Below are 23053 nucleotides of genomic sequence, written 5' to 3'. Positions count from 1 at the left end.
AAAATATGAATTACAGTTTAGAACTTGGATTAATACGTCTGAAACCTATTCTGATGAAAAAATACGATGATTTTAGGGGTTGGAAATAGATCTAGGAATAGGCTAGGAAATGAGATTTTTGGATTACATTAAAATAAAGTATAAGCGTATTTTTAAGTTAAAAAAGATTAGAGTAGTATCTAATCTTTTTTACTAGATTTAGTATGGGAGTTTGCTGAAAATGAATAAATATAAAAAGGTGTTTTGTTAATTATTGATGAATTAGGATATTTTATTAGTATTTAATTCTTAAAAGATGATCATTTATTAAGTTATTCTTGATAAATCTCAGTAAGCTTATAAATGGAAAAATTTAAAAATATTATTAAAATGTTATTGAATAATAAAAAAAATAATAGTATACTATAAAACAAATGCAAACAATTTGCATTTGCAATTAAAAAACTATAATAAGATAAAGGGGTATAATTATGAAAATTAAGAAGAAAATCGGAATTGCAACTTGCTGCATGCTTGTAACAAGTTTATTATTATTTGCAGGTTGTTCTAAAGATGATACAGCGGATAATGACAGTAACAATGGTGAAGCAGAAAAGGCAGAAAAACCGATTGTCGCTGTTACAATTGTTCCTGAAAAAACTTTTGCAGAAGCAGTATGCGGAGACTTAGCAGAAGTTATTACTATGGTTCCTCCAGGAAGTAGTCCGGAAAATTATGAACCAACGCCACAGCAAATGGAAAAGTTTTCAAATGCAAGTGTCTATTTTACTATAGGAGTTCCAACAGAGGAAGCAAATATATTGCCCACTGCAGGTAATATCAAAACCATATCCTTGCAAGAGAAGGTAGCTGATGTTTATCCGGATAGAACATTTGAATCAGGAGAAAGAGATCCTCACATTTGGCTTTCACCTAAAAGAGCTAAAGTTATGGTAGAAGCAATTTCAGAGGAAATGGGAAAACTTGATGAGAAAAATAAAGAAACTTACGAGAAAAATGCTGATGAATACATAAGTAAGTTAGATAATTTGGATAAAGAAATAGTATCTTCTCTGACGGGTGTAAAAAATAAGAAGTTTATAGTTTATCATCCGGCTTTTGGATATCTTGCAGATGATTATGGTTTGCAGATGTATGCTTTAGAGAAAGAGGGAAAGGAATCTACGGCACAACGTTTGCAAGAAATGATTGACCTTGCAAAGAAAGAAAACATTAAAGTAATATTTTACCAAGAAGAGATTGACAGCAGTCAATCAGAGGCTTTTGCAGAAGAAATAGGAGGTAAGACAATAAAACTTGAACCTCTTGCAGCAGATTACATTGATAATCTTAAAGAAATGGCAAAGACTATGGCGGAGGTAATGGAGTGAGTCAAGTAGCTGTTAAAATAGAAAATTTATCGGTATATTATGAGCAAACACCTGCAATTACAGGTGTTTGCTTTGATGTTGAAGAAGGGGAATATTTAGGTATAATAGGACCAAATGGAGGAGGAAAGACTACACTTTTAAAATCTATTTTAGGTCTTATTCCAATAAATAGTGGAAGTATTGAGATATATGGTAAAAAGATAGGCAAAAATAGAAAAGTAATAGGTTATGTTCCTCAAATAGCTACAATGGATAAACGTTTTCCTATTTCTGTTATTGAAGTTGTGTTGACTGGAAGACTTAATCAAGGTCTTTCTCCTTTTTATAGATTTAGTAAACAAGATAAAGAAATAGCTTTTTACGCGCTGGAAAATGTAGGCCTCAAGCATTTGGCACACAGGCAGATTTCTGAATTGTCTGGAGGAGAGTTTCAGCGTATGTTAATTGCAAGGGCTTTAACAGTAAATCCTAAAATTTTGCTTCTGGACGAGCCTACTGCTAGTGTAGATGCAGTTTCAAGAAATCAAATATATAGTCTTCTTGGAGAACTAAATAAAAAAATGACAATTATTCTTGTTACTCATGATTTACTGGCAGTTTCATCACAAGTAACTAAACTTGCTTGCCTTAATGAAAAATTAGTCTATCATGGAGAACCTGAGCTTACGGAAAAAATTGTTACAAGTCTTTATGGCTGTCCTGTGGATTTAATTGCTCACGGTGTCCCCCACAGAGTTTTAAAATGTCATGAGGAGGTAAATAGTTTTGATTGATGCAATATTTAAATACCAATTTTTACAAAATGCTTTAGTTGCAGGATTTCTTGCAAGTATTGTTTGTGGAATTATCGGGGTAATCATTGTAGAGAAAAAGCTGGTAATGATGAGCGGTGGAATAGCACATACTTCTTATGGAGGAGTCGGACTTGGATATCTTATGGGATTTGAACCTATTTTGGGAGCTTTTATTTTTTCTGTTGGTGCAGCTTTAGGCATTGGTTTTATAAAGAGAAAAGGAGGAGCTCGTCCAGATGTGGTGATTGGTCTATTTTGGTCTCTTGGAATGGCTCTTGGGATTTTATTTATTTCTTTAATGAAGGGATATCCTCCTGATTTAACTTCTTACCTGTTTGGTAATATTTTATCAGTGACAAGATCAGATATTTATTTAATGCTTGGGCTTACTATTGTTGTGGTTTTCATTATAATTATTTTATTTAATGCCTGGAAAGCTTATCTCTTTGATGAAGAATTTGCTTCCATTATTGGTATAAGGACTGCGTTTTTAGAATATTTGCTTTTAATACTTGTTGCTATGACAGTAGTTGTACTTATACGTGTTGTGGGAATTATTTTAGTTTTATCACTATTAACTGCTCCTGCGGCAACGGCAGAAAAATTTTCTTTGAAATTGAAAAAACGAATGATTTATGCTATTTTTCTTGGGATTTTATTTTGTTTTGTTGGTTTATGGATTTCTTACATTACAAATATAGCATCCGGTGCTGCTATAGTAATTTTATCAGTTTTGTGTTATCTTTTATGTTATGGAGTACGTTGGATAGATAGAATAATTAAAAAGAGCCATATTAAAAACGTATAAGAAATAAAATAAATGGAGAATACAAGATATGGATAAAAATATAGAACTTGAGAATTTGTTAAAAGACAGTGGATTGAAAAATACTAAACATAGAGTAGCTGTTTTAAAATTTTTAAAAAATGTAAAACAGCCTGTCAATGCAGAAGAGATATATTATCATTTGATAGAAAATAATATTTCTATTAATTTATCTACTGTTTATAGGACACTGGAGACTTTATATAATAAAGAATTACTATTAAAACATATTGTTACAGATGAGAAAAAAGCACTTTATGAATATAATAATAAAGCACATAAACATTTTCTTGTTTGTATAAGCTGTAAAAAAATGTTATCTATTGAAAATTGTCCGTTAGGAGATTATGAAAAATTTCTTGAAGAGAAGACAGATTTTATTATAACAGGACATAAGTTAAATATATATGGATATTGTCCTGAATGTCAAAAAAAGGGATTAATTGGAGAGTGATTTAATGAATGAAAAGATGAAGGGCATGGAAATTGGGTTAGAAGAAGAAATTTATTCAAAGGATAAAGAAAAGAGAAAGAAAGATAAGACAGTTGCTTTATCAATTATAATTATGGTTTTTGCACTATGTTACATAGTTTTTTCGTATTTACGTACAATTGAAACATATAATTTAAGCCTTAATGGATTAAAAGTTTTTAACACTATTTTTATAAGTATTCTTATGCAGGCATTTCCTTTTATGCTTGTGGGAGTATTTGTAGCTTCAGCATTGCATGTTTTTGTGCCAGATGATTTTATTGTTAAGGTTTTTCCCAGAAAATATGGACTAGGTTTTCTTACCGCCATGTTTGGAGGTATACTATTCCCTGTATGTGAATGTGCAATCGTTCCTGTGATGACCGGTCTTGTCAAAAAAGGAGTAGCGCTTCCAATTGCATTAACTTTTATGTTTTCAGCTCCCATTATAAATCCAATAGTTATTTTATCAACCTTATATGCTTTCCCGGGTCAGCCGCAAATTGCATTACTTAGAGTTATATTTGGATTAATGATTGCTTTGATTATAGGAGTTATTTTATTTTTTACAGGCTTTGGAGAAGACGCATTAAAAAATGTACATGATATACATCATACACATGATTGCTCTTGCGTATGCTGCGGTCATAATCATGTAAGCCATAAAATTAGTTTAAATGAAAAGCTAAAAGCATTATTTTTGCACTCAGGTGAAGAATTTTTTGGCGTGGGAAGATATCTTGTATTAGGTGCTTTTATAACAAGCTTGATTCAAGCTATAATACCTAGAGAAGTCTTTATAAACCTTTATACACAAAATGGCTTATCTCTTTTTATTATGATGGCAGCAGCATTTTTATTTTCAGCTTGTTCAACATCAGATGCTTTTATTGCGAGAAGCTTTATAGATAAGTTTTCAATAGCTTCTATAATGGGGTTCATGGTTTTTGGTCCTATGATGGATATTAAAAATATTTTTATGCTTTTAGGAAGCTTTAAAAAGAAATTTGTCTTTGGTTTATGTATTTTTGTTTTTTTTATTAATTTTATAATGATTTATTTCATGGGAACTTTGTTTTTATAGGGGGATAAAATGAAATCAAAAAATGCATGGGTTTATAATATAAATATTTTAATAGAGATTTTTGTACTTCTTGGATTTGCCGCTTTTTTTATTGTAACGATAACAACCTCGTCAGTTACTCAATATGTGCATCCGAGAAATATTCCTTTTATGTTATTTGCTGCGGCAGCAATGATTATAATTGGGTTTATTTTAATATATCAGACTTTTGTTAAAAAAAAGAAGATAAACGAGAATAATGATAAAGTGGAAGTTTCAATGTTAATTTTTTTTGTAATACCTTTAATTATGGCTTTCATTATTCCTCCTATGGAATTTGATTCAAGTGCAAAAAATGTAAGCTCTGTTCAATTGTCAACAGAAAACAGTATGGGAAACAGTAAAACTGCAAACAATGAAAATAATGATAAGCAGCCAGAAAACAGTTATAGTACAAATGATGAAAATAATGAAGATAATTATGATGAAGAATTTGATAGCTTTTCCGAAAACTATGATGGCAGCGGATCAAATTATGATATAGAAAACGGCAATATTGTTATGGATAGTAACAAATTTTACCATTATTTGAATGAATTTTATTCTGATATAGACGATTATGAAGGTGTAGGAGTTGAAGCTTATGGTTTTGTATTTAAAGATAATCAGCAATTCCCTGATACCAGTTTTGTTCTTGGAAGGCTTATGATGGTGTGCTGTGCTGCTGATATGCAAACTGTAGGATTACTTTGTAACTATGATAAATCTTCGGAGCTAAAAATGGATTCTTGGGTAAGGGTAACAGGTACTATTAAAAAAACTGAATTGAATGGAGAAACTATTCCTTCTCTTGAAGTAAAAAGTATTGAGCCAATTGAGAAACCTGAACAAGACTATATATATCCTTATTAAAAGTAAATAAACGTTTCTGAGTTTTTCAGAAACGTTTTACATTTTTTCTTATTTTGTTTTATTAATTGTACCACGAGGATGTTCGGGAGGGGCATAGATGGCGTATAATTTAAGGGGTTTATTCCCTGTATTGATTACATTATGCCATTTTCCTGCAGGTATCATAATTGCATAGTCATCATATATTCTTTCTTGATAATCTAGTTTATCTTTTGTGTCTCCCATTTTAACAATTCCTTGACCGTCTTCAATTCGTATAAATTGATCCACATTGGGATGAGTTTCCAACCCTATGTCATCTCCGGGATTAATACACATTAATGTAACTTGTAAATTATCTCCTGTCCATAAAGCTGTACGATAAGTATCATTATGTTTTGTAACTTTATCAATATTTAAAACAAGTGGTTCCGGTCCAAAATCCATGAGCGTATAATGCATATTTTTCACTCCTTTCGCAATTTTATAATATTATCATATGCCTAATATTTTAGATTGTGCTTTAATATTAAAATAGGCAAAAAATGAAAAAAAGCATCTATTGAATTACATAACTAAGATTTTAGTTTTCAAATCCTAAATTATTGTATAGGATTTCTTTAATTTTTGGTATCATTAGTCATAGAGAAGTCCTACTGATTAAATTTTTTGTTTGGTTACTTAAAATTATAACCCTATATACGAGTGACTTCTCATTTTTATTTACACAAAATATTTTATACTATCTATTTTTATTGAAAGTTATAAAGCTTTAGTAAGTTATAGTTAATTAATATTTGTTAATAATTTATTAATAATTTAGTTATATAATATTAAAAGTTATGGTTTAGAATAAAAACATAAAGGATGCAGGGCTTAATCATTACAGAGTATCTGCATATTAAATATTTAATTACAAAGTTTTAAGGAGGATTTAGGATTATGAGACGTAAAAAACATTTTATGACTTTAGTTTGTTTAATAGTTGGTATGCTTGTACTTACAACAACTGTATACGCAAACTTTGACGATGCAAATGGGTATTCAAATTACAAAAATGCATTAAAGCAATTAGCTTTTGAAGAGAATAACTTCACAGCTGATTATGACATGACACTTACAATAGATGGAAAGGAAATGATGAATAATATAGGCAACTATAAGTGCTCAGATGGAAACAGCAGTAGTTATCAGAAAAATACAGATTCACTTAATGAAGATGATTATGTTTGGGAAGACTGCACTTATAGAGAAGGTGACAAGGTTTATAATTATGATATTAGAAATAACAGTTACTATTTTTATAATAGTGGAAATAAAAATGGAACTTTGATCCCTTTGGATGATGCGACTTCAAAGAAAGCTGTTCGTTTTGCAGAACTTCTTACAGATACTATTGTAGGAGACTTGAAAAACAATGTAGTATTGGAATCCTCAAAAGATGGTATCAGTAACTATACAATTAATGTTTCGGGTAATCAAATCCCTGAAATTGTAAATGCAGGTTTATCTTTAATGTTTACAGCAGGAAATAATAATTCAGATTATGAAGATGAAGTCTTTTCTAAATTTGGAAATGATCCGTATATTGACAATGTTAATGTTAAGGTATCATTAGATGAACAGGGAAGAATTGTAAAAAATAGTATGGAAGCTACATTAAGCGGCAACAATCATAATGCAGTTTTAAAAGCTAATTTAAAAGTAAGTGATTATGAAAAAACCACAGCGGATATATTTGATCCTAAAGGTAAAGAATGTGAAAATGGCGAGGATACTGTTGAAATAACAGAATAATAAAATATACTATATAATATTCCGATGGGAATTTCCTGTCGGAATATTGTAATGAAATAAGAGGATGAGATATTATGGAAACTGTTTTGGATGTTAAAAATCTAAGTAAATTATATAAAAACGGAAGAGGGGTTAAAAATATATCTTTTTCAATAGAAAAAGGGGACGTAGTAGGTTTGCTTGGACCAAATGGCTCAGGCAAAACTACTATAATGAAAACAATAATGGGCCTTTGTCATGCTAATGAAGGGTGCGTTTCCATCTTTGGCAATGATGTAGAGATTGATGTGGAAAAAACATTGCAAAATGTTGGGGGATTAATAGAAAGACCGGCAATTTATGAACATTTATCTGCATTTGATAATTTAAAAATGATGGGACGTTTTTATTCTAATGTAGATGAGGCAAGGATTAATCATGTTTTAGATGTGGTAAGATTACGCCAATACGGAAAGGATAAAGCAGGAAAATTCTCATTGGGAATGAAACAGCGTTTGGGACTTGCAATGGCTATTTTATCTGACCCGGGGTTAGTTATTTTAGATGAACCTACAAACGGGTTGGATATTGAAGGAACTGTTGAGATTCGTGAAGTTATATCAAAGATGGCAGCTGAAAAAGGTACTTCTTTTTTAATAGCAAGTCATTTGGCTTTTGAAATTGAAAAAATATGTAATAAAGTTGCAGTTGTACATGAAGGAGAACTTTTATCATTTGAATCTATAGAGGATGCATTAAGGTTAAATCCTTCTTTGGAAGATTATTTTTTATCTATTGTTAAAGAAAAAAGAGGTTCTGTACTTATTTAACAATATGTTTATATTAATAAAAATTAGGAGGATTTTGTGAGAATTTTTACAGCGAGTTTGAAAAATGAATTAAAAAAAATTATATCAAGAAAGAAATTTCTGGTATTTTTAATTATTGAAATTATTATATGTCTACTAAGTGGTTTGGTCCAATTGGTAATAAGTAAAGCATCATCGGGTATGATTTCCACATCTCTTGTTTTTTCTAATATGCCTATGACTATGTTAGCGTTTTTTGTGCAAATATATATACCGTTAATTATTTTCATGGCAACATGTGATTTGTTTTCAGGGGAAGTAAATGATGGAACTATAAGAGCTACTTTTATGAGACCTGTAAGCAGGTTTAAACAATATTTTTCAAAGATATTTGCAATATTGATTTTATCTGGTGCATATTTATTATTTTTATTTGTTCTTACTACTGTTATGAAAGTCATAACAACAAATTCAATTGTAAATTTTGGACAGAATTTTTTGGCATATTCTTTAGATTTAATACCATTATTTATATTAATATTATTTGTAGCTATGTTAAATCAATTTACAAACAGTCCATCCCTTGCATTTTTTATTTGTGTTATAATATATATTGCTCTTTATGTAATTGGTATTCTTGTACCTATTATGAGTGGATTGTTTTTCACAGGATATTTACAATGGCATAATCTGTTTTTAGGCATTTTAATGCCGTTTAAAGCGATAATTATAAAGATGGGAATACTGATTAGTTACGGAATGATTTTTGGATGTATTGGTTATTATTTATTTGAGAGAAGAGAAGTATGATATGCAATCTATAAAAGGAAGATTTTTTCGAACAAATATATTGATGGTTATTATTTCAGCAGTTTTGGTACTTTTTGTGTCATTGCTGCTTTTATTTGTTTTTTCAGTTAGTGAAAGAAATGGTTTTTTAATAATAATTAACGGATTTGAAGAAGTTTTTCATAAAGATCTTGGAAGAGATAACACTCTTATTATATATTTAGTTTTTTGGGCTTTTTTAGTTGGAGGATTGATTTTACTTACATGTGTTTTACTTAGCTTTAATTTGTCAAGAAGTGTTTTAAAACCTATAAAAGAACTGCAAAAAGCAGCAATAAATATTATAGAGGGAAATCTTGATTTCGAAATTTTAGCTTGCGAAGATTTGGAGATTAATAAACTATGTCAATCTTTTGATCAAATAAGAAAAAAATTAAAGGAAACTGCAGATCAACAGTATAGAAATAAAGAAGAACGTAATATGCTCATGGCTAATCTTTCACATGATATGAGAACTCCTGTCACAACTATTAAGGGCTATATCGAAGGTATTAAGGATGGGGTTGCGGATACTCCGGAAAAACAATCAAGATATTTGGATACTATTTATAATAAGGCACTTATTCTTGAGAAATTATTAGATAATATGGCAGAGTATTCCGAACTAGAATTAGGAAGAATGCAATTCTCCTTTGAATATGTGAATATTACTTCATATTTAAAAGATGTTGTAGAGGATTACAAGAGGGATATTGAATTGGTAGGTCTTGATTTTGAATATAAATTTTTAGAACAACAGTTATTTGTAGTTGCAGATTGCAGTAAATTAAAAAGAGTGTTGGATAACTTAATATCAAATGCTATTAAATACAATAAGCAAAATGGAAGTATTTTTATGAGTACTCAAACAGATGGAAAAGGAGTCTTGATTTGTATTTCCGATACAGGAAATGGAATTAGCAGTGAAAATATAAATAAAGTTTTTGATGGTTTTTATAGAGGAGATGCCTCAAGAAGTAATATAAAAGGAAATGGACTAGGTCTTTCTATTGCAAAAGAAATTATCGGAAGGCATAGAGGGAAGATATGGATGAAAAGTGAGGAAAATGTAGGTACAGAAGTATTTATATATTTGCCATTGAGAGTGAGGGAAGATACATGAGAATATTAGTAATTGAGGATGATAAAAGTATTGCAGAATTAGAACGTGATTATTTAGAAATCAATGGATATGAATGTGATGTGGTAGGTGATGGAGTTAAAGGATTGGAAATGGCAATTGAAAATGATTATGCATTGATTATACTTGATATTATGCTTCCCGGCATGGATGGATTTGAGTTGTGCGTAAAATTACGTGAAAAAAAGAATACCCCAGTTATTTTTTTATCAGCTAAAAAAGATGATATTGATAAAGTAAGAGGTTTAGGTTTGGGTGCTGATGATTATATGACAAAACCTTTTAGCCCAAATGAACTTATGGCACGTGTTAAAAGCCATATTTCAAGGTATGAAAGATTAACAGGAACTCATTCTACAAATAACAAAGTATTAAAAATTAGAGGTCTTGAAATTGATAAGGACGGGCGACGGGTATTTGTAAATGGTGAAGAAAAAAATATGCCTGCTAAAGAATATGATTTATTATTATTCTTAGCAGAAAATCCAAATAGAGTTTTTTCTAAAGAGCATCTCTTTGACCGTATTTGGGGAATGGATGCTATAGGAGATGTTTTTACGGTTACAGTACATATTAGGAGAATCAGGGAAAAAATTGAATCAAATATGGATAATGTTCAATATATTGAAACAGTTTGGGGTGTTGGATATAGATTTAAAGGGTGATAAAAAATACACAATAAGATAATTAAAGTTCAATATTTTGGAATCTAATATTGTTTATTATTAGAATATATGTGATATGTAATAGAAATGCGACTTAATATAATGTGGGTTGCATTTTTTTATTATAATTTTATCAATACCAATCTATTATATCAATGTAATAGATTAAGTTATATTAATTGTAAAATTACAAAATATGCATTTGTAGTTCAAAACGTATAAATTTATTCAAAATTAAGAATATTTCAATATATTATATGGATAATAAAGTAAAAAAAGTATAAAAATATATAAAACTAAGTCTTATTTTGTCAACTTGTGCAGATATATGTCAACTTGTGCATAAAATATTGATTTATATACAATTTTGTTTAATAATATTAGGATAAGTTTTATTAGCAATTAATAAAGAAATTATTATAGTAAACAGGAAGGGAGACATGAATGATAAAAATCTTTGCAGCTAGGTATGTTTTACTTTTTATTTTAAAAGCATTTTGTACAACAAATCATGATTACAACATATCTAATGTTTATTTAATTGCATATTTATAAAGGCTTATACTTTTATGGTGGGAATTAAGGTTATATTTTCTTTTATTAAAATGTGAAATTACAAGTAATATTGTTAGAAATGTAGAAAGGAATCTAAAATGAAATTATTCAACAAAATGAATTTAGCAACCAAAACAGCAATTCTTATATTAATTATGCTTATAGTAATATTTATAATACTTATAGGATTTTCAGCTATTTCTACAGGAAAAGCAATTGAAAACAGTACTGTAGGAGAATTTAATAATATTTCAAAATCAAATGGTATTCAGGTTCAGGAGATTATAGAAAAAACAGAATCTACTGCTGAAAATATAGAAAGTTATGTTATAAAAGAGTATTCCAATAACCAAGTTGAGAATTCGGACGAACAATCTGAAGAAGATAAAAATATAAGTACAATATATAACAAAGAGATAAGCGATTCCAATTACCAAATGGAAAGATATATTACACAAACAGCGAGAAATACTGTTGTAAATAATGAGGATATAGTCGGGGTTGGAGTAATGTTTGAACCATATCAATTTGATAAAAATATTGAGAGTTATGCATTTTATACTAGTGAAACAGATGATGATACAATTGAGCCTTTTGGAGAATATTCTGCTTATTCAACAGAAGAATATTATCAAAAAGCCGCACAAGAGAAAGAAATGGTATTTACAAAGCCATATGAGTATAATGGTATATTAATGGTTACAGCTGCAACCCCAATTCTATATAATGGCGAAGTAAAAGGTGTCATTATGGCTGATTTTAATATATCAAATTTTTCTAAATTAGATGTAAAAAATGAAAGTTATACTAGTATGTATACTACTATTTTTGATAATGATGGTTCTATTGTTTATGATTATGAGAATCCAGGTGATGTGGGAAAAAGTATGACAGGCTTTTATAAAGATGGCGAATTTGAAAAAGCAATGAAATTATTTGATAAAGGTGAAGCTTTTTCTATGAAAATGGTTAATTCTGATAAGGAGAAAGTAAATGGATTCTTTTATCCTATAAAAGCAGGAAATACTTACTGGTGGGCATTGACAGAAGTAGATATAAAAGATATGAATAAAGCTGTAACTACTACAGTATTATGGTTGATTATTATATCTGCTATAGCACTTATTGCTATTGCTATTATAGTTATTTTTGTGCTTAGAAAAATGCTTAATCCAATACAGAATGTAGTGAAGGCAGCAACAGATATATCCAATGGTAACTTTGATATCTATCTTGAAGCAAAATCACAAGATGAAATAGGTATTTTAACTCAGACTTTTGATGATACAGCAAAAACTTTAAAAACTATAATACAAGATATATCTTATGTTTTAGATAGCATTGCAAATAAAAATTTGAATGTAGATATATCTGCCGATTATGTTGGTGATTGGGAGCAAATTGAAAATTCAATGAAAAATATTATTAATAATTTGAATGATGTAATGGGTGATATTAATCAATCTTCAGATCAGGTATCTATAGGTTCAGAACAAGTATCAGCTGGAGCTCAGGAATTAAGTCAGGGCGCAACGGAACAAGCAAGTTCATTACAGGAATTGTCTGCTACAATTTCAGAAGTTTCTGATCAAGTTAAAAGAAGTGCTGAAAATGCTAAAAATGTAAATATAGCGGCTACAGATGCAGGTAATAAAGTTGATGCAAGTAATAAGCAGATGAAAGAAATGATTGAAGCTATATCTGAAATAAGCAATAAATCAAATGAAATAGGAAGAATTATAAAGACAATTGATGATATTGCTTTCCAAACTAATATTCTTGCATTAAATGCAGCTGTTGAAGCAGCAAGAGCAGGAGCGGCAGGTAAGGGATTTGCTGTTGTTGCTGAAGAAGTTCGTAACCTTGCTAGCAAATCGGCAGAAGCTGCTCGTAATACTACAGGATTGATTGAAGAAACAGTCAAGGCTGTAGAAAATGGCACAAATATTGTAACGGAAACGGAAAAGTCTATGATGTCAGTTGTGGATGTTGTTGAAAATGTAGTTGTTTTAATAAATGATATAACAGAAGCTTCGGATTCGCAGGCTATAGCAATTTCACAAATTACAGAAGGTGTAGATCAGATTTCATCTGTGGTTCAGACTAATTCAGCTACTGCAGAGGAAAGTGCAGCAGCCAGTGAAGAACTTTCAGGTCAAGCACAAATGTTAAAGGATATGGTTAATCAATTTATATTAAAGGATAATCCTCAGTCTATAAATGATGTACAATATGATAATAATTCAAATTTAGAAGATTATGATATAAAAGATGATGATTCAGATGTTAAATATTAATTAAATTAGTTTTAAATAAAATATTTAGTATAAATAATTTTTAACTAAAAAGATCTTATGTTTATTAAAAATGCATAAGGTCTTTTTATTATGTAATAAATATTGGTTTTTAAATATTAATAAAATATTAATACTAAAAATAAAAGATATTAAACTTTATGTACCGGTGATATAATGAGAATGTATAATATGTAATGTTTTTTATTGATACATTAGAGAAAAATAAGCATTAAAAGGAATTGATATGGATAATATTTTAGATATTATAGAGCAATTGCTAAATACAGTAGTTGTATGGTCGCAAAACATAGGTGTTAAATTTGGAATTTTTTTATCAAATTATATAAATCCTGCTGAAATTTATACGTTGGTCTTTAGATGGATTATTCCAGTATTGGCAGTTATGATTTTTTTTCGCTGCATTTCCATTCTTTTAAGTAATGCAGGGTATAATACTGTATGGGGATTTTTAGATATTCCAAATGGTTATAAAATACCTATAATGCATTGGGAAAATTCCATAGGCAGAAGTAAACTTTCTGATATAGTTATAAATCTTCCTTTTATATCAAGGAGTCATGCGGTAATTACTTATAGTGAGGGTAATTGGGTAGTTACTGATCTTGGATCAAAAGGGGGTGTTTTTGTAAATGGAAATAAAGTTGATAATTCAGAAATGGTTGAAGATGGGGATATGGTTTCACTTGCATCAGCTGATTTTCTATTTCATTTGTCTGAACCTACTCAGGATAAAAAAGAAAACCATTTCTTTAATTTCTTTAATCTTACAAAAAACATTAATTCCGGAAAGACTTTGTTATTTATTTTGATATTTCAACTTATAGGGAGTATTCAAATTTTTTTATCTTCATGGGAAGATAAAAATACTTCTATATTATTAACTTTTCTGTTGTTTATCATTGTTGAATGTTTCTATTATCTAATATTAAAAAAATACAGTAAAAAGTATCTGGAGCTTGAATTAATAATATTCTTCCTCTGTGGATTAAATTTGCTTGTTGTGGCTTCGGCAGCTCCTGCTTTTTTATTTAAACAATTAATAGCAATAATTTTAGGTATAATAGTATACTTCATTCTCCAAGTAATTATAAATGATTTGACAAGAGCTCGTAAATTAAAATATATTCTTGTTGTATTTTCAATTCTTTTGATGTTATTAAATTTAATATTGGGTGAATCTCGTTTTGGAGCTAGAAATTGGATTAATTTAGGGTTTATAACATTCCAGCCAATGGAGTTTGTAAAGATTGCTTTTGTACTTGCCGGTACAGCTACTTTAGACAAGCTTCTTACTACTCGTAATTTGACTGCTTTTATAGGATTTTCAGGTATATGCATAGGTGCACTTATAATAATGAGTGATTTGGGAACTGCGGTAATTTTCTTTGGAGCTTTTTTGGTAATTGCGTTTATGCGTTCGGGAGATTTTAGAACTATTGCTTTAATATGTTCTGGCGCAATACTTGGAGCTTTTGTAGTTGTATCTTTTATACCGTATATTGCAGCTCGTTTTGAGGCTTGGGGGCATGTTTGGGAGTTTGCTGATTCATTAGGATATCAGCAGACTCGTACAATGATTGCTATAGCTAGCGGAGGATTTTTAGGTGTTGGCGGCGGGAGAGGTTTCCTTGTGAATATTCCTGCTTCTGATACTGATTTGGTATTTGGAATCTTGTGTGAAGAATGGGGACTTATTGTTGGTGTTACAGCAGTTTTAATTATTGTCTTTCTTGCAATCTTTGCAGTATTTATAATAAGAGGATGTAAATCATCTTTTTATGCCATAGCAGCTAGCGGAGCAGTTTCAATATATCTCATGCAGACAATATTGAATATTTTTGGATCGATAGATTTTTTACCTTTAACAGGAGTAACATTACCCTTTATATCTAACGGAGGATCATCTATGATTACATCATGGGCTCTTTTAGCATTTGTTAAAGCTGCTGATGATCGTTACAGACCTGATAAAGAGGTAATATATGAAGAAAATGAAGATAATATTTATGAATATGATGAATATGAGTTAGATGAAGAGGAATAGGTGAATGATTTGAAAATAATAACAAAGCGAGCTTTAGGAGTTTTGATACTTTCTTTACTCCTTGTTATAGGTCTTATTATTTTTTCCATAAAATATACTAAAGAGGCTTCTGATTGGGCTCAGTATCCTGCCAATAAGCATATATATGCAAATGGACAGCTTATGAATACAGGTACAATTTATGACAGGAATGGAAAGTTCCTTTTTAAGATTGAAGAGGGTAGCGGAAAATATAATGAAAATAAATTAATAAGGGAATCTGTTATGCATGCGGTTGGTGATTCGGGAGGAAATATAATCACCAGTGCAAGAGTGGTTTTTGCAGACAGATTAAATGGATGGGATTTCCTTAATGGTTCTTATAGATTTAATAACAAGTTGAGTAAGTTTAGTAGTGATGTAAAGTTAACATTAGATGCTGATCTATGTGCTACAGCATATAAGGCCTTGAATGGAAGAAAAGGAACAGTTGGAGTATATAATTATAAGACAGGTGAAATTCTTTGTATGGTAAGTTCTCCTTCTTTTGACCCTATGAATCCTCCTGATATAGATGGCAATCCGGAAAAATATGAAGGTGTATATATAAATCGTTTTTTATCTGCTACATATACACCGGGTTCCATTTTTAAGTTAGTAACAGCAGCAGCAGCTATTGATAACATTGATGATATAGATTCAAAAACTTATCACTGCGAAGGGAACTTAGAAATTAATGGTAAATTAGTGACTTGTATGTCTAGTCATGGAGATATTACCTTCAAGGAAGCACTCGCAGAATCATGCAATATAGCTTTTGCAGAAATTTCCCTTGATGTTGGAGCAAATACTTTACAAAAATATGCTGAAAAAGCAGGATTTAATTCAAGTCTTGAGGTAAATGATATTAAAACTGCTGTGGGAAAGGTAGACTTAAAGGAGGCAAAGGGAGCGGATTTAGCATGGGCTGGAATAGGTCAATATACTGATTTAGCAAATCCCTTAAATTTTATGACTTATGTAGGAGCAATAGCAAATGATGGTGTTCGCATATCCCCTAGAATTAGAAAGGATAATATATTATCAAACGTATGTACCTCTGTTACTGGGAAAAAACGTATATTATCTAAAGAAACAGCTGATAAACTTGGTGATATGATGCGTAATGATGTAATGCAAGTTTATGGAGAAAATAATTATAAAGGCCTTGAGCTTTGTGCTAAATCAGGTACTGCTGAGGTAGGTAATGATAAAAAACCTCATGCATGGTTTGTTGGATATATGGACAGAGAAGATTGTCCTCTTGCTTTTGCTGTTATAGTTGAAAATGGAGGCTTGGGAGGAACGGTGGCAGGACCTGTTGCGGCAACTGTATTACAGAAAGCTGTTGATTTATTACAAGAAGAATAAGGAACCATGTCTTTTGTATTAAGGTGCTAGAAAACAATGTAATTATTTAAAAGGAGATAAAGAATATCAATGAAAATAAAAGATAAAAAGCTTTTTATATTATATATAATAATTATCTTTATTGTACTAATATTCATAGGTATTTCTACAAATGTCAATGGAAGAAATATTGGTTTTAATTCTGAAGATGTTAAAAATCTTAATGAAGGCTGGAAATATATAACTGATAGTGGGGACAAGCTGCAAATAAATTTACCTACTGAATTATTAGTTCCAAAGGGAAGTGACTATAGTATAGCAATGGATTTGCCAAAAGCTTTTGAAGAAGGATTATTCTTATGTATAAGATCATCTCAGCAGTCCTTAATAGTTAAGATCGATGGTGAGGAAATATACCGGCATGGAATAGGTACACATAATAAATTCAATACTTGTGTAGGAAGTTCTTGGAATTTAATACCTCTTTTAAAATCCTACGGGGGAAAGGAACTTGAACTTACTTTTAATTCAAAATATGATGATTTTTCTGGAATGATAAATTCGATTTATTATGGAACTAAAAGTTCTATTCTCTTTAAATTAATAGAAGATTATGGATTTAGATTATTCGTTGCCATTATTCTATTAATTATGGGAATTATATGCTATATCTTATTAAGAGCATTAAAATATATAAATATTAATACTGATAATTTAATATATCTATCAATCTTTGAAATATTAATATCGATTTGGCTTTTGGGAGAGTCAAAGATGCTACAATTTTTTATAGGCAATGAGTTTGTTGTAACAAATATATCATTATTTACAATAATGATAGTACTTATTCCTATGATCTTATTTGTACATACATTAGGTGGTCATTTTAAAAAAATAACAATTATATTTTGCTTGGTCTATGGTTTTAATTTTGTGATTTCTGTTATATTGCAAATTTGGGGAATACGTGATTTTTATCAAATGACTTTTTATACAAATTTTTTAAATACTGTAGCTATACTTTATTTATGTATTGCTATCATAATTGAGATTGTAAAACATAAAAATAAAGAAGCAGAATTCATAGGAGTTTCTTTATCTGTTTTAGCTATAACAGGTTTAATTGAGATTATTAATTTTTATACTAAGAATTTCAATGTAATATCTAATTTTATTGATATTGGAAGTTTGGTATTTTTATTATTTATCAGTATTTTTATTGCTTTAAAAATTAAGAATCTTATTGAAACAAGTAGAGAAAAAAAATATTATGAAATGCTTGCACAGCATGATTCTTTGACAAAAGGAAAAAACAGGACTGCGTATTTAATGGATGTAAGCAAAATTTTTAAGGATGAAAATAGACCTGATATAACCCTAGCTTTGTTTGACTTAAATAATTTAAAAAAAATTAATGATAAATATGGTCATCTAATGGGGGACAGAGCAATTGTAGATTGTTATAATTGCATTAATAAAAACTTTTCAAAGCTGGGTAATTGTTACAGAATCGGCGGTGATGAATTTGCATGTATTATGCTAAATTGTAAAAAAGAAGATTTAGAAGAATCAATTGATTCTTTTAATAAACATATTGATGAAATTAATTGTAAAACAATTTATAATTTTGATATTGCAGTAGGTTATGCAAATTGTGATAATAATAAAGAATTAAATTTTGATGATTTATTAAAAAAAGCAGATAAGCTTATGTATCATAATAAACGTGCAATTAAAATAAAATAAAGGGTTTCAAGTATTTATGAAACCCTTTTATTTTTACATTTCTGTGTTTTGTTCTCTAAAATTCAATTCCAATATATCTACTTTGTCATCCATAGTAAGAGCATTTTCTATGGCCATTTGGTAATTTTTTGAATTAACAGCTTCACCTAGACTATTTAAAATTCTATCAAATTCGACTATATCTGCTGCGTATTTTTCATTTATTTCTAGTTTTAATTTATCCCAAATTTTCACAGCTCTTAAATAATTGTTCTTTGCAGAAATCCAATCGTTATTTTCCACATTAATTATAATCTGTCTAGCTATATTACCTAATTTTTTTACTTCGGTAGGGACTAATACGTTAAAATAGTCAAGCATTTCGGTGACGTAATTAGTAATTCTGTTTGCTTGAATAATAGATAATTTTACATCTTTTTGTTTAATATTTTCATCTAAGTAAATAATAGCTTGCTTCATTTTATTAATTAGCTGATCGGGTACCCATACTTGCTGAAGAATAGGCAATACTTCATTAAAATTAACTATCAATAATTTTAAATTATCTCTTGCAATACTCCAATCGTTTAAATAGACATTATCCATTATTTCTTTAGCCAGACTATCAATTTTATCTAATTGTTCAGGAACTGGTAATAAATCTGGAATTTGTATAATTTGGCCAATGTAAAGCATATTTGGATTTTTTATTTGTGGATTTGCATTTATCAACTGAACTAAAGGTATTTTAAATTTTTTAGCTAATAAAAATAATGTATCATTAGGTTGTATAACATATTGTTGCATTTTAACACCTCCTCTATGTATTTTAATTATTCAATTTAGTATATGAAATTACAAAAGAACTGCTACAATAAACAATTTTTTTCTTTTCAACAATAAAAAAATTATTGAAAATATTAAAAAAGAAATTGTTAATGAGTAAAAAATCTTTTTTCGAATAACTTATACATATTCTTCATTTATATTTCAAATAATAAAAACATATAAATTTTGGAGGTGATTTTATGAAAAATAAAATAGTTAATAATTTTGATGAAAAAGTACCTAATTTTACAACATTTCCATTAGAAGAAATTGATTATAATGAAGGAGAAGCAAATTTACCAATTGCTTTTGAAGATAGCATTATTGAAGCAAAGGAATGGGTAGACTTTAAAGAAATGTAAAATAATTAATATAATTTAAAAACATGTATAATATGCCTTTTGATATATAGTATAAAGTGTTTTCATATGGAAAAAGTAATATCAGGAGGTGGTTTTATGAGAAACAGATTGAATAGTGAGTTTAATAGAAATTATAGAAATGATTTATCGAATAGAAGTTATAAAAGAAGTAATAATATAAATTCAATAAATAATAAAAAGGTTTTAAATTCTGAAGATTTAAGAAAATTGGGGAACCAAATTGTAGATTAGGCAGGTGATTATTAATGAATCGTAAAGAAAAATATGAGATGTCTAAAAAAGCAGATAGGCTTGAAAAAGAAAGCGGCAATGCGGACACTGATAACATTGTAAAACTAAAAAATGATGGAAACGTTACAAAGCAAATCAATGAAGCTATAGGGCATGATGACTTGAGATGGTATAAGACAGAATGGGATTTAGAAAATAATAAAACGGAATAAGTATGTTAGAAAATAGTGACAGGGAATTTCCTGTTACTATTTTTGTAAGCAGGAAATCGCCGCTAGAACTAGAATTTTTTAAGTAAATAATTATATTGAGCTATAAACATAATTAAAATGAGCTAATTAAATTATAAATTTAAATTCTAAGGTAAACTTTTTACGAAATATTTATATTAAATTTATATTATTTATATAAAAGATTCATTGAAAAAACAAAAGAAAATGGTATAATTAGTAAAATTAAAAACTTTTTTATTAAAATTTGGCATATTTGCTGAAATATACTGTAAATTTCTTATAATCTTGTGATTTTGGGTTTTTATTATTTTATAATAAGGAGGTTTAAATTTTGGAAAAATTATTAATAGTCGTAGACTATCAAAATGATTTCGTAACGGGTTCTTTAGGTTTTCCTAAAGCGTCAAAAATTGAAAATAATATATATAATAAAGTTAAATCATATCAAGATAAAAATTATGATGTTATTTTTACTCTTGATACACATTATCATAATCATGATTATAATGATGAAGATAGAAAATTAAAAATAAAAAATTATGAAAATGATAATTCGGGATGGGATATATATGGCAAAGTAGAACAACTTAAAAATAATGAAACTTTAGAATTCAGTAAATTTACATTTGGATCAATAGATATGGCAAAATTTTTGTTAGGTAAAGATTATGATAGTGTAGAACTAGTAGGGGTCACAACAGATGTTTGTGTTATTTCAAATGCCATCCTTGTTAAATCAGCGCTGCCAGAAACGGAAATTATAATAGATGCATTATGCGTTGCAAGCAATAATCAGTCTATGGAACAAAAAGCTTTTGATTTAATGGAAAATTTAAAAATGAAAATAATTAACAGATAATCTCTTTTAAGAGATTATCTTTATAAAACATAAAACAAAAATAACAGAAAGGAATAATCTTACATATGAAAAAATTAATAGGCTTAGCATTTATGTTGATTTTATGTTGCTTAATGACTACTAATGCATATTCAGAAAGTGAAATTAATATAAATCTTGATGGAGAAAATATTATTTTGGATTCCGATAGTGTACCTTTTATTGATTCTAATGATAGAACTTTAGTTCCACTTCGAGGTGTTATGGAAAAATTTGGGGCAAAAGTAACATGGGATGAGGAAAGCAGAATAGCTATTGTAGAAAAAGATGATGTTAAAGTGGAAGTACCAATAGGAGAAAAATATATTTTAAAAAATGGTACCAAGATGGAAAATGATACAGTAGCTTTAATTAAAGATGGCAGAACATATTTGCCTATTCGTATTGTATTAGAATCTTTTGGTGCCGGGGTAGGATGGAATCAATTAACTAAAACGGTGATAATAAACAGGGATGGATCAGATAGTGTTGTTGAAAAAAGTGATGAATTAAGAGCTATGTGGATTTCTTATTTAGAGTTTGCAGAACTACCTAAAAGTGAGTCAGACTTTAAATCTAGTATAGATAAAATGTTTAACAGATGTGTTGAGCTTGGAATGAATTCAGTTATAGTGCAAGTAAGACCTGACAGTGATGCTATGTATCCTTCTGATTATTATCCTTGGTCAAAATTTGCATCCGGGAAGCAAGGTTTAAATCCTGGATATGACCCACTTAAATATATGATTGATGCAGCGCATGAAAGAAATTTAGAATTCCATGCATGGATTAATCCATATAGAGTTACAGGATACAGTATGGATTGGAATGAAGTTTCAGATGATAATCCGGCCAAAATATGGCTGACTGATAATGTAACGTATAATGATAGATGGGTATTATTACATAATGGATATTATTATTATAATCCATCAATTTCACAAGTCAGGGAATTAGTTGTTAATGGTGTTTCTGAAATAGTAAAAAATTATGATGTGGATGGAATACATTTTGATGATTATTTCTATCCATCATTGGATGATAATGATGTAAATAAATGTTTTGATAAAGGTGAATATCAACTCTGCAGTAGTACAAGCAGTATAACGGAGTGGAGAAGAAATAATGTAAATGAACTTGTTAAAGCAGTATATAAAGAAATTAAATCACAAAAACCTGATGTTATTTTTGGAATCAGTCCGGCCGGATATGTAAATAATTTATTAAGTGATAATAGTCATTTTGTTGATATAAATACATGGATGTCTAATGATGGATATGTAGATTATATCATGCCTCAATTATATTGGGGCTTTGAAAGAAAAGATTATTCCGGAAATCCAGCAGCTTATGCATATGAAAATAATTTGAATACTTGGGTTAATCTAAAGAAAAAAGGTAATGTTTCTTTATACATAGGTTTAAATATGGCCAATGCAGGGAGTGACATTTGGGATGGTAATAGTGTTTCTGAATGGCTTAGATATAATGACATTATAAAAAGGCAGGTGATTGCAGCACGAAATACTAATGAGGTGTCAGGGTTTGCCTTTTTCAGATATGATTATTTTAATCATGATACGACACAAAATGAGGTGAATAATTTGACTTCAATTTTAAAGAGTAACTAAAAAATAAATATATAGAAAAAGAACTATCTCTAGTCAAGTACAATAAAAAAATAAATCTTTTCTGTCAGTGGGTGTAACCTATTGGCAGTTTTTTATGATGCTTGCAAATATAATTCGTGTTTCTTCATTGGTACAATACAAATAACTGAATAATAGGTAGAAGCTGTATTTAGTTTAATATAATTTTTATATTAGCAAATAAATTGCAATCATTTTTGAATAATT

General features: G+C 29.0%; 22 protein-coding genes. 20 read left to right on the top strand and 2 right to left on the bottom strand.

Going from position 1 to position 23053, the window contains the following annotated elements; translation table 11 throughout:
• Positions 1 to 470: 470 nt before the first annotated feature.
• The 6 genes from K292_RS0103645 to K292_RS17680 are packed head-to-tail and all read left to right on the top strand — an operon-like array spanning position 471 to position 5437.
• Entirely contained in the window at positions 471 to 1370 is a 900-nt protein-coding gene (locus K292_RS0103645) for a metal ABC transporter solute-binding protein, Zn/Mn family (RefSeq protein WP_027398685.1), read from the top strand.
• Positions 1367 to 2143, top strand: coding sequence for a metal ABC transporter ATP-binding protein (locus K292_RS0103640; protein WP_027398684.1), 777 nt, complete (start codon positions 1367 to 1369; stop codon positions 2141 to 2143). The genes K292_RS0103645 and K292_RS0103640 overlap by 4 nt, the downstream gene beginning before the upstream one ends.
• Positions 2136 to 2972, top strand: a complete 837-nt coding sequence (locus K292_RS0103635; RefSeq protein WP_027398683.1) for a metal ABC transporter permease — start codon at positions 2136 to 2138, stop codon at positions 2970 to 2972. Before K292_RS0103640 ends, K292_RS0103635 begins: the two co-directional genes overlap by 8 nt.
• Positions 2973 to 3000: 28 nt before the next feature.
• Positions 3001 to 3444: a Fur family transcriptional regulator gene (locus tag K292_RS0103630; RefSeq protein ID WP_037372391.1), complete on the top strand. Its 444-nt coding sequence runs from the start codon at positions 3001 to 3003 to the stop codon at positions 3442 to 3444.
• A 4-nt stretch (positions 3445 to 3448) separates the two neighbouring features.
• Complete coding sequence (locus K292_RS0103625) at positions 3449 to 4546, top strand: permease (RefSeq protein WP_207637154.1); 1098 nt, start codon at positions 3449 to 3451, stop codon at positions 4544 to 4546.
• Positions 4547 to 4555: 9 nt separating this feature from the next.
• The gene (locus tag K292_RS17680) at positions 4556 to 5437 is read left to right on the top strand and encodes a TIGR03943 family putative permease subunit (protein WP_051280265.1); all 882 of its coding nucleotides are present in this window, start codon (positions 4556 to 4558) and stop codon (positions 5435 to 5437) included.
• 48 nt (positions 5438 to 5485) lie between these two features.
• Here the strand turns inward: K292_RS17680 and K292_RS15860 are convergent, their stop codons facing one another.
• Positions 5486 to 5878: a cupin domain-containing protein gene (locus K292_RS15860; protein WP_084145884.1), complete on the bottom strand. Its 393-nt coding sequence runs from the start codon at positions 5876 to 5878 to the stop codon at positions 5486 to 5488.
• A 480-nt stretch (positions 5879 to 6358) separates the two neighbouring features.
• On the opposite strand from K292_RS15860, the gene K292_RS0103610 reads away from it, so the two are divergent.
• The 9 genes from K292_RS0103610 (at position 6359) to K292_RS0103565 (ending at position 18666) form a co-directional block, all read left to right on the top strand.
• Positions 6359 to 7213 (top strand): hypothetical protein, encoded by an 855-nt coding sequence (locus tag K292_RS0103610; protein ID WP_027398680.1) that lies wholly within the window; start codon positions 6359 to 6361, stop codon positions 7211 to 7213.
• Positions 7214 to 7287: 74 nt separating this feature from the next.
• Positions 7288 to 8022 (top strand): ABC transporter ATP-binding protein, encoded by a 735-nt coding sequence (locus K292_RS0103605; RefSeq protein ID WP_027398679.1) that lies wholly within the window; start codon positions 7288 to 7290, stop codon positions 8020 to 8022.
• Positions 8023 to 8058: 36 nt separating this feature from the next.
• Complete coding sequence (locus tag K292_RS0103600; protein WP_027398678.1) at positions 8059 to 8811, top strand: ABC transporter permease; 753 nt, start codon at positions 8059 to 8061, stop codon at positions 8809 to 8811.
• 1 nt (position 8812) lies between these two features.
• Positions 8813 to 9952 carry a sensor histidine kinase gene (locus K292_RS15855; protein WP_051280263.1) on the top strand — a complete coding sequence of 380 codons (1140 nt, stop codon included), beginning with the start codon at positions 8813 to 8815 and terminating at the stop codon, positions 9950 to 9952.
• Positions 9949 to 10635 (top strand): response regulator transcription factor, encoded by a 687-nt coding sequence (locus K292_RS0103590; protein ID WP_037372389.1) that lies wholly within the window; start codon positions 9949 to 9951, stop codon positions 10633 to 10635. Before K292_RS15855 ends, K292_RS0103590 begins: the two co-directional genes overlap by 4 nt.
• A 653-nt stretch (positions 10636 to 11288) precedes the next feature.
• Positions 11289 to 13487 (top strand): methyl-accepting chemotaxis protein, encoded by a 2199-nt coding sequence (locus tag K292_RS15850; protein WP_051280261.1) that lies wholly within the window; start codon positions 11289 to 11291, stop codon positions 13485 to 13487.
• Between the two features lie 244 nt (positions 13488 to 13731).
• Positions 13732 to 15552, top strand: coding sequence for an FtsW/RodA/SpoVE family cell cycle protein (locus K292_RS15845; RefSeq protein ID WP_051280259.1), 1821 nt, complete (start codon positions 13732 to 13734; stop codon positions 15550 to 15552).
• A complete protein-coding gene (locus K292_RS0103570; protein WP_051280256.1) occupies positions 15553 to 16941 on the top strand; it encodes a penicillin-binding transpeptidase domain-containing protein in 1389 nt (462 codons plus the stop codon).
• 69 nt (positions 16942 to 17010) lie between these two features.
• Positions 17011 to 18666, top strand: a complete 1656-nt coding sequence (locus tag K292_RS0103565) for a sensor domain-containing diguanylate cyclase (RefSeq protein ID WP_027398675.1) — start codon at positions 17011 to 17013, stop codon at positions 18664 to 18666.
• Positions 18667 to 18699: 33 nt separating this feature from the next.
• Here the strand turns inward: K292_RS0103565 and K292_RS0103560 are convergent, their stop codons facing one another.
• Complete coding sequence (locus tag K292_RS0103560; RefSeq protein WP_027398674.1) at positions 18700 to 19452, bottom strand: LysM peptidoglycan-binding domain-containing protein; 753 nt, start codon at positions 19450 to 19452, stop codon at positions 18700 to 18702.
• 221 nt (positions 19453 to 19673) lie between these two features.
• On the opposite strand from K292_RS0103560, the gene K292_RS18465 reads away from it, so the two are divergent.
• The 5 genes from K292_RS18465 to K292_RS15840 all read left to right on the top strand — a co-directional run bounded on the left by K292_RS18465 (position 19674) and on the right by K292_RS15840 (position 22828).
• Positions 19674 to 19835 carry a CDIF630_02480 family spore surface protein gene (locus K292_RS18465; protein WP_156900455.1) on the top strand — a complete coding sequence of 54 codons (162 nt, stop codon included), beginning with the start codon at positions 19674 to 19676 and terminating at the stop codon, positions 19833 to 19835.
• Between the two features lie 96 nt (positions 19836 to 19931).
• On the top strand, positions 19932 to 20087 hold the full coding sequence (locus K292_RS18460) for a hypothetical protein (RefSeq protein WP_156900453.1): 156 nt from the start codon (positions 19932 to 19934) through the stop codon (positions 20085 to 20087).
• A gap of 14 nt (positions 20088 to 20101) precedes the next feature.
• Positions 20102 to 20299 carry a hypothetical protein gene (locus tag K292_RS0103545; protein WP_027398673.1) on the top strand — a complete coding sequence of 66 codons (198 nt, stop codon included), beginning with the start codon at positions 20102 to 20104 and terminating at the stop codon, positions 20297 to 20299.
• Between the two features lie 352 nt (positions 20300 to 20651).
• On the top strand, positions 20652 to 21179 hold the full coding sequence (locus tag K292_RS0103540) for a cysteine hydrolase family protein (protein ID WP_027398672.1): 528 nt from the start codon (positions 20652 to 20654) through the stop codon (positions 21177 to 21179).
• Positions 21180 to 21244: 65 nt separating this feature from the next.
• A complete protein-coding gene (locus tag K292_RS15840; RefSeq protein ID WP_051280251.1) occupies positions 21245 to 22828 on the top strand; it encodes a family 10 glycosylhydrolase in 1584 nt (527 codons plus the stop codon).
• Positions 22829 to 23053 lie beyond the last annotated feature (225 nt).

This window comes from Anaerovorax odorimutans DSM 5092 (assembly GCF_000426305.1).
GTDB classification, from domain to species: Bacteria; Bacillota; Clostridia; order Peptostreptococcales; family Anaerovoracaceae; genus Anaerovorax; species Anaerovorax odorimutans.
Note: the sequence above shows the minus strand (reverse complement) of the source record. Positions and strands in the feature narration are given on the sequence as shown.

Excerpts from the sequence above, each read along its gene's own strand:
- K292_RS0103605 (WP_027398679.1), top strand. The coding sequence starts at position 7,288 with ATGGAAACTGTTTTGGATGTTAAAAATCTAAGTAAATTATATAAAAAC.
- K292_RS15860 (WP_084145884.1), bottom strand. The coding sequence starts at position 5,878 with ATGCATTATACGCTCATGGATTTTGGACCGGAACCACTTGTTTTAAAT.
- K292_RS0103565 (WP_027398675.1), top strand. The coding sequence starts at position 17,011 with ATGAAAATAAAAGATAAAAAGCTTTTTATATTATATATAATAATTATC.
- K292_RS15840 (WP_051280251.1), top strand. The coding sequence starts at position 21,245 with ATGAAAAAATTAATAGGCTTAGCATTTATGTTGATTTTATGTTGCTTA.
- K292_RS18465 (WP_156900455.1), top strand. The coding sequence starts at position 19,674 with ATGAAAAATAAAATAGTTAATAATTTTGATGAAAAAGTACCTAATTTT.
- K292_RS0103630 (WP_037372391.1), top strand. The coding sequence starts at position 3,001 with ATGGATAAAAATATAGAACTTGAGAATTTGTTAAAAGACAGTGGATTG.
- K292_RS0103545 (WP_027398673.1), top strand. The coding sequence starts at position 20,102 with ATGAATCGTAAAGAAAAATATGAGATGTCTAAAAAAGCAGATAGGCTT.
- K292_RS15855 (WP_051280263.1), top strand. The coding sequence starts at position 8,813 with ATGCAATCTATAAAAGGAAGATTTTTTCGAACAAATATATTGATGGTT.
- K292_RS0103610 (WP_027398680.1), top strand. The coding sequence starts at position 6,359 with ATGAGACGTAAAAAACATTTTATGACTTTAGTTTGTTTAATAGTTGGT.
- K292_RS18460 (WP_156900453.1), top strand. The coding sequence starts at position 19,932 with ATGAGAAACAGATTGAATAGTGAGTTTAATAGAAATTATAGAAATGAT.
- K292_RS15845 (WP_051280259.1), top strand. The coding sequence starts at position 13,732 with ATGGATAATATTTTAGATATTATAGAGCAATTGCTAAATACAGTAGTT.
- K292_RS0103645 (WP_027398685.1), top strand. The coding sequence starts at position 471 with ATGAAAATTAAGAAGAAAATCGGAATTGCAACTTGCTGCATGCTTGTA.
- K292_RS0103625 (WP_207637154.1), top strand. The coding sequence starts at position 3,449 with ATGAATGAAAAGATGAAGGGCATGGAAATTGGGTTAGAAGAAGAAATT.
- K292_RS17680 (WP_051280265.1), top strand. The coding sequence starts at position 4,556 with ATGAAATCAAAAAATGCATGGGTTTATAATATAAATATTTTAATAGAG.
- K292_RS0103560 (WP_027398674.1), bottom strand. The coding sequence starts at position 19,452 with ATGCAACAATATGTTATACAACCTAATGATACATTATTTTTATTAGCT.
- K292_RS0103590 (WP_037372389.1), top strand. The coding sequence starts at position 9,949 with ATGAGAATATTAGTAATTGAGGATGATAAAAGTATTGCAGAATTAGAA.
- K292_RS15850 (WP_051280261.1), top strand. The coding sequence starts at position 11,289 with ATGAAATTATTCAACAAAATGAATTTAGCAACCAAAACAGCAATTCTT.